The sequence below is a fragment of the Escherichia sp. WS2035 genome, assembly GCF_046487065.1.
GTDB lineage: Bacteria > Pseudomonadota > Gammaproteobacteria > Enterobacterales > Enterobacteriaceae > Escherichia > Escherichia coli.
In genome coordinates this window covers 46,754-53,846 of record NZ_JBJQKD010000023.1, presented here as the reverse complement: position 1 = coordinate 53,846, position 7,093 = coordinate 46,754, and the positions used below count along the sequence as shown (strand labels likewise).

At 44.0% G+C, this 7,093-nt stretch carries 5 protein-coding genes and 3 pseudogenes; 2 read left to right on the top strand and 6 right to left on the bottom strand.

Translation table 11 applies throughout. The features are described 5' to 3' along the window. Positions 1-178, top strand: a 178-nt coding sequence (locus tag ACJHX4_RS24940; protein ID WP_000663719.1) for an IS1 family transposase, incomplete at its 5' end; no start/stop codon positions are given. Between the two features lie 179 nt (positions 179-357). On the opposite strand, the pseudogene ACJHX4_RS24935 reads toward ACJHX4_RS24940, so the two are convergent. From ACJHX4_RS24935 to ACJHX4_RS24925, 3 pseudogenes are all read right to left on the bottom strand, one after another. After that, positions 358-871: pseudogene (locus ACJHX4_RS24935) on the bottom strand (DUF4113 domain-containing protein); the annotation flags it as partial. A gap of 60 nt (positions 872-931) precedes the next feature. Then, a pseudogene (locus ACJHX4_RS24930) lies at positions 932-1,039 on the bottom strand (AAA family ATPase); the annotation flags it as partial. Further along, positions 1,032-1,361: pseudogene (locus ACJHX4_RS24925) on the bottom strand (IS21 family transposase); the annotation flags it as partial. The pseudogenes ACJHX4_RS24925 and ACJHX4_RS24930, both read right to left, overlap by 8 nt. A 745-nt stretch (positions 1,362-2,106) precedes the next feature. Between ACJHX4_RS24925 and ACJHX4_RS24920 the strand changes: the two are divergent. Beyond that, a complete protein-coding gene (locus ACJHX4_RS24920) occupies positions 2,107-3,084 on the top strand; it encodes a RepB family plasmid replication initiator protein (protein WP_000361611.1) in 978 nt (325 codons plus the stop codon). Between the two features lie 284 nt (positions 3,085-3,368). On the opposite strand, the gene ACJHX4_RS24915 is transcribed toward ACJHX4_RS24920, so the two are convergent. The 3 genes from ACJHX4_RS24915 to ACJHX4_RS24905 form a co-directional block, all read right to left on the bottom strand. Further along, entirely contained in the window at positions 3,369-4,109 is a 741-nt protein-coding gene (locus ACJHX4_RS24915; protein ID WP_001514245.1) for a tyrosine-type recombinase/integrase, read from the bottom strand. A 682-nt stretch (positions 4,110-4,791) separates the two neighbouring features. Further along, a complete protein-coding gene (locus tag ACJHX4_RS24910) occupies positions 4,792-5,694 on the bottom strand; it encodes an antimicrobial resistance protein Mig-14 (RefSeq protein ID WP_001312822.1) in 903 nt (300 codons plus the stop codon). Between the two features lie 68 nt (positions 5,695-5,762). Further along, complete coding sequence (locus tag ACJHX4_RS24905; protein ID WP_000771475.1) at positions 5,763-6,872, bottom strand: SDR family oxidoreductase; 1,110 nt, start codon at positions 6,870-6,872, stop codon at positions 5,763-5,765. Positions 6,873-7,093 lie beyond the last annotated feature (221 nt).

Here is a 7,093-nt window from a genome sequence, read left to right as displayed (position 1 = left end):
CCTGAAGGGAAAGCTGCACGTAATCAGCAAGCGATATACGCAGCGAATTGAGCGGCATAACCTGAATCTGAGGCAGCACCTGGCACGGCTGGGACGGAAGTCGCTGTCGTTCTCAAAATCGGTGGAGCTGCATGACAAAGTCATCGGGCATTATCTGAACATAAAACACTATCAATAAGTTGGAGTCATTACCTGCTTTTTCGGTTGAAAAGAAATTGATTGAATTACTGGAAAAACAATCTGGTCTCCATACGTCTGTGGATTGCAGTACTCCCCTTACAGAGCAGAGTCTGTCGAGAAATGACGGTGAAGACCAGACCAGAAGAAACGCTGAAAATATGTTCGGAGATGACTGAACTAACCCAGCCTGGCCAGGGGAATATCTCGCCATTTAGTTGTATAACACTGACTCAACATTTCCCGTTTCATTTGCCATTCAGGGGCGGTTCCTCGCCCCGCAAACCACACTTTCCCTTTTCCCGACTGGTTCAGTTCATCGAGTGTTTTCATTAACTTTTCACTGTTTTTACGGGGCTGGATTTCATCAAATAATCCCGGCTGCGCTATACCCGATGGTGTGAAATCAGCCAGCATGACTCCTGCCTTCATATAGCGGTACCCTTCACGCCAGACATGGTTTAAGGCTCTGCATGCGGCGGCAATAATGTCCCGGCTGTCCTGTGTGGGTAATGAAAGCTTTTCCACAGCGGCATTGCTGTAACAGGGTTCAGGGGGATGTCCGTACAAATGTCGTCACCTGCCGGCAATACTGACGCTCCCCACGTAGTTTCTCTGCGGCCCGCTCTGCATACTGAACAACAGCCTGGTGCATGGCATCTTTGTCTGTGATTCGTTCACCAAAACTGCGACTATGTCAACGCCACGATGTTTGACCGTTATTTGCCATTTTCATGCCCGCTAAATACTTTCGTTACTGATGCTGTCCGCTTTGCACCATTTCATCATCACTGATTGGCGTTGTGTTTTTGGTCAGCACTCCAGCTTTACGTTTCTCTTTTAACCGGTAACTCTCTCCTTGTTCTTTTTGACGGACGCATTTTACGTTTGGGCTGGATGTAGTAACGCAGCATGGAACGTCCGCCCGTATAACCCATTGCCTTAATCTCCGCGAAGATAACCTCGCTATTCCAGACATTCTCTGCCAGGCGCATGTCGATGTAATCCATAAACGGTTTCAGCTTAACCATTTTGTGGCGGGTCTTTCTGGCTGGCGGTTCAGGGTATTTGAGGTAGCGTCTGACCGTCCGTTCAGAGCAACCAATCTGAGCCGCAATATCGACAATGTACGCGCCCTGCTGGCGCATTTGCTTTATCATGTAAAAGTCCTCTCTGCTCAGCATGTTGATGTCCTTTCTGGTGTGAGAACCTTAAGGAAACAACATGTTGGGTGGAGCGGACAATCCAAATGGTGAATTACCGTCTTATATCACTGGCGCTGACACCTGTAGTTTGTATACACAATCCCTGGCATTGAAACACACATATGAAGTGTACTTCGGATATGACCGTACGCTCAGGAAGTACGGCAGATTCCGTCAAAAATTACCTGTAAAGACAGACATCAGAAAAAACAGTGCTCGCCGCAGACCGGTGACCGGGCGAAGCCCGCGAACCGGCGAGGAAGCGCAATGTATCTGTAGTTACAGGGAGCAGGTACGCCCTGAAGCCCTTTCATAAAACGGTTGTGTGCGCTGTCCTTCTGGAATGATTTATCCACATATCCGGAGGCCCGATCCAGTAAACAGATCCATGAATGATCAACAAAGGATCCATTAAAGATCCCCATATCGCTGCAAACCTTGTCACTCATGGGCCGGGACCACGATCACATAAGCTGTGGCATGTTACTGATAAACTGTAACATGCTAATGATAAGCTGTATTCAGTAATCCATATACTGAAGTAAGTTAATGACATAAACTATGGTCAGTATGCCAGACTCAGTTGTTAAATACAGGCTGCAGGTTTTTCTTCAGTCAGTTAGCGGAGTTCTGACACACGATTTTCTGTTTATTCTTTTACTGTCCACAGGCTGGAGGCTTTCTGGAAAACGAAAATTCAGACATCAAAAAACTGTTCGGCGAGGTGGATAAGTCCTCCGGTGAGCTGGTGACACTGACACCAAACAATAACAACACCGTACAACCTGTGGCGCTGATGCGTCTGGGCGTTTTTGTACCGACCCTTAAATCACTGAAGAACAGTAAAAAAAATACACTGTCACGTACTGATGCCACGGAAGAGCTGACACGTCTTTCCCTGGCCCGTGCTGAGGGATTCGATAAGGTTGAGATCACCGGCCCCCGCCTGGATATGGATAATGATTTCAAGACCTGGGTGGGGATCATTCATTCCTTTGCCCGCCATAACGTGATTGGTGACAAAGTTGAACTGCCTTTTGTTGAGTTTGCAAAACTGTGTGGTATACCTTCAAGCCAGTCATCCCGCAGGCTGCGTGAGCGCATCAGCCCTTCCCTGAAGCGCATTGCCGGTACCGTGATTTCGTTTTCCCGTACCGATGAGAAGCACACCCGGGAATATATCACCCATCTGGTACAGTCAGCTTACTACGATACTGAGCGGGATATTGTGCAGTTACAGGCCGATCCCCGCCTGTTTGAACTGTACCAGTTTGACAGAAAAGTCCTTCTCCAGCTTAAGGCGATTAATGCCCTGAAGCGACGGGAGTCCGCCCAGGCACTCTACACCTTTATAGAGAGCCTGCCCCGGGATCCGGCACCGATATCGCTGGCGCGGCTGCGTGCACGCCTCAATCTGAAGTCTCCTGTATTTTCCCAGAACCAGACGGTCAGACGGGCAATGGAGCAGTTGCGCGAGATTGGATATCTTGATTACACGGAGATCCAGCGGGGGCGGACAAAATTCTTCTGTATTCACTACCGGCGTCCCCGGTTAAAAGCGCCGAATGACGAGAGTAAGGAAAATCCGTTGCAACCTTCACCTGCGGAAAAAGTCAGTCCGGAGATGGCGGAGAAGCTTGCCCTGCTTGAGAAACTGGGCATCACGCTGGATGACCTGGAAAAACTCTTCAAATCCCGCTGAACATAAACTGTAGTCAGTGAAGAGCGCTCCTTTACTGACTACAGCTTATATTAACCGGTGCAGTGAGTGGTCTGCTCACTGCAGTTTATATTCTGTTTCCTGCAGTGCTGTCTGTAGCTGAGCTGCCATCTGCCTGTCCCTTACGTAAGTGATCCCGTAACCTGATGCTGAGGCATTGCTCCCTTCATAAAACATGACTTACTCACTACAGCTTATATACATGCTCCAGCTTATGTTATGTCTGTTCTGCTGACCACAGCTTATATAAGGAAGCGCGTATGCCGTCACCTCAGGGGAGGCAGTGTACGCAGGATCTCCGCAGCATCCCCCCCGTCACCTGTGAAAGGCACTGCCAGCGTGGCAGCCATATCCAGTGCAAACACTCTGGTATAAACCTCCATCGAACGTGGATCCCTGTGACCAGCCAGTGCCTGGATGACTTTCCGGGGCTGGCGGTGATAGAGCATGTGCATGATATAGCTGTGCCGGAAGGTGTGTGGTGTGACCGGAATCGAAAAGTGTACTCCGTCAGCTTCGGCCCGTCTGACAGCCTGCTTCAGCCAGTTGCGCATGGTTTCGTCGGTCACGGCCCATAATGGTTCACGACGACGGGGCCGGGTGGTGATCATCCAGCTTTCCATCTGCCTGACATAGCTTATATCTGTCAGCGGAACCAGGCGCACTTCATCTTTTGGCGGGCGTCCGCGTCGCGCACGCACTTTTTCGGACAGGATCCGCACAAACGGTCTTACTCCATTCAGGTCAAATGATTCCGGCGTCAGCATCCGGGCTTCGCCAATACGCATTCCGGTATTCCAGAGGGTGGCGAACAGCATATGGTGACGCTGATCCGGCATATAGAAAAGAAGGGCACTCACTTCCGGGGCCAGCAGGTAGGCCGGTGTGGCCCCCGTGGAAGTGGCCATTCTTCTCAGGGAGAGCGCTGTTGCAAAATCCACCCCCGGCGCAATGGGTAACAGGGAGACGCGTTCTGGTGAATTCTGCAGGGGAATGACATTGTTCATGAGTTATTTTTCACGTAGCACACGCACTGTTTATGGATACAGGTATTCTGACCTGAACGCCCGGATCCTTCCACGACAATAAATCGCAGCGCGCGGATCCTTTTGTTTGATTATCACGCATTATTGCGGGTAAAACCAAATACGTAAAGGCGCATTTTGCCGCTGGGATCCCGTCTTAAGCCAGTCATGGTGCGGGCTGAGGGCTGGTTTACTGTTTTTGGGAGAATTGGGGTAATGCCAGGACAGGCAGAAACGGAGAAAAAATCCTGCAGACGCCCTTAAAAGACAACTGAAAATTTCTGACTCCATATTCCTCTGGTTTCAGACTGCTTAATCACATCATCAACCTGATACATAACAAACAGATTCTGTTCACAGAATGAACAATTAAGTAAATGGTTAGATTATGCGAAAAAGTACAGATATTTCTCACCATCGTTATTGAATAATATGTCTTCACACAAACAATATTAATATTTTGAGTGTAAGCCCTGACTCAAAGAAAGAAATGTCTGTTTTCGGAATCAAAAATATATAGTTATCAAAATACATTAATTTCAAATTTGAAATTAATGTAAAACGATTTAGTAAATGTTATGATATTATAAATCTACTCCTCCATGTTTAGAGGAGTATTTGCAGACTGGACGCTCTTATATAGTTACTTACCTTTATACATATTCTAACATAAGCATTTACCAACCTTACAGGGAACAGACCATAGTAGTTTATATTTCCATTCAGGTCTGAATGCACCGATAGAATATATCATCTTTTTATTATTATCCTGACAATACCTTCGCGCTTTATCTATATTCAGCCACATAAGGACACTTCCCGGACTTAGTTTCATGCAATTCTCATCATTCAGAACTGCACCATTTGGAACGTCATAATAAACATTACATGAGCTTTCAGATTTCAGTACTATATCAATAGCACACGGTTTATTATCCCAGAATAGCACATGGCCAAACATAAGTTCTCGTAAGTGAGAAATAAACATTAACAGATTATCATATTCGTAGCAAGGTAGGGTACCTCCAAACCGGGAATGAAAAAGTGATATATAAGAGCTGGATATTTCTTTATCGGATAACTGGCTTATACACTTAATCTCTCCGCCATTCCTGATAAATCGCTGGATTTCATTTCGGCGAGTTTTTTCAAATTTAGGTGAAAAAGATTCCTTTATAATACAATTTTGTTTTTTTCTGGCTATTTTCCATGTTGCATTGATAATATTTTGTTTATTTATAATTGATAATTTATTAGTTTTATCCGGAAAAAAACATCTTGCATGTGGGGAAAAAGGAATTAATACCTCATCAGATGAAAGAGGATAAGACCTTCTTGCCATTATCCCAATTTGTTTTCCATTGCACAGAAAATATGAGCCTTTGATATCACCATCTTTTTCATAGTGAAAAAAATCAAACTTCCAGTCATGATGTATCATAAAGTATGAAACAACATCCGGATGCATGTTTACACTACCACCGTATTTTTCAAAAGTTTTTTTGTACGTTTCGAATGTAGATGGTTTCCAGGCCGTAATAATGCGCTTTATATTTTTAATTGACAAAGTCATATCCTCGGCGTTTTTATATATTATGAGTGCAACACCAACAATAATTCTGATTATGATAAATATTATTTAAAATCAACTTCCATTTGTTGTTGAATTGAAAGGTGTTTTGTCGTTTCTATACAGTATTTAATATAATCAGTAAACTTTGGCGGTTTAGGCATTCCGATACTCAGTAGCTTGTCGTTACTGAAACAAACATTGAGCATACTGAACGCTCCATATAAACGAATGGCTTTTAACATAAGGCGTTCGTTACAGGGACCAAAAATATTTTTAAAATCATGACGGCTCATTGCCAGTATGTCATAACTGACTTTAGTATATCTGTCTCCAACAGGATCACAGTTCAAAGCACGGGCTACAGCTTCGTCAATAGCAGAGAACGTCACACTACTTTCTTTACCTGCTGATATATGAACAATCTCACCATTAATTAACGAGCTTTCAAGCAACATTAGCAATGCATCAGCACAATAATCTACAGGGATAACATCTATTTTATCATCCAGAGAGCACATAAATTTTTGCAACATTAACCCCATTCTGAATACCCAGAAAATACTGGTTGAAGGTAAGCACCCTAAACGACTGTGGCCAACAATAATTGATGGTCGGGCAACCAACAAAGGTAAATCAGGACACTGCTTACGCATCAGATATTCTATTGTTGCTTTTGAATGCGTATACTCTACTAAATGTTCACCTGTTTCTGATGAAGCAGACTCTTCCTTAACTAGCGACCCCGTATGAGGTGTACAAGACATAGCAGTACCAACATGAAGGAAGCGTTTCAGTCCTGCCACTTTTGCCATTCTTCTTGCAAAAGCAAGTGTACCTGTAACATTCACATTCCATATAAAAGGATTATTACCAAAAGAAGCTATAGCCGCACAGTTTATAACATGAGTGACTTCATCAAGACGAGGATCCATGAGAAAGGCTTCCGGATTATTTAGATCCCCAGGCAAGATGTTATCATTAGTTAATGCATGCAACCTTTCCTCACAAACATTAAATTTACGCATATTTTCTTTAATTCTTTCCAGTCCCGCTTGTGGAGTAGGTGCTCGTACTAAAAGTAGCAAATTTATATTATTACAGTTATCCAGCAGCTTATCCAGGACCGCGCCACCAAGAAATCCTGTTGCACCTGTAAGTAATAATAATTTCATATCTAACCTCTTTTGTTTTCATGTGATCATTATAAAAATAAATTATCTTACATAAACAATGATTAAACAAAATCAAGAGAGATTAAATGTAAAAACAATGTTTATTTTTATACGGCAGAATCCTTCAGGTTATTGCGTGTGTTTTTATTGGATGGTCTTCTTATTATTGACGAGTAATAGAATTATAATAAAGTTCATATTGTTAACATCGCTTATCAATT

Excerpts from the sequence above, each read along its gene's own strand:
- ACJHX4_RS24905 (WP_000771475.1), bottom strand. The coding sequence starts at position 6,872 with ATGAAATTATTATTACTTACAGGTGCAACAGGATTTCTTGGTGGCGCG.
- ACJHX4_RS24915 (WP_001514245.1), bottom strand. The coding sequence starts at position 4,109 with ATGAACAATGTCATTCCCCTGCAGAATTCACCAGAACGCGTCTCCCTG.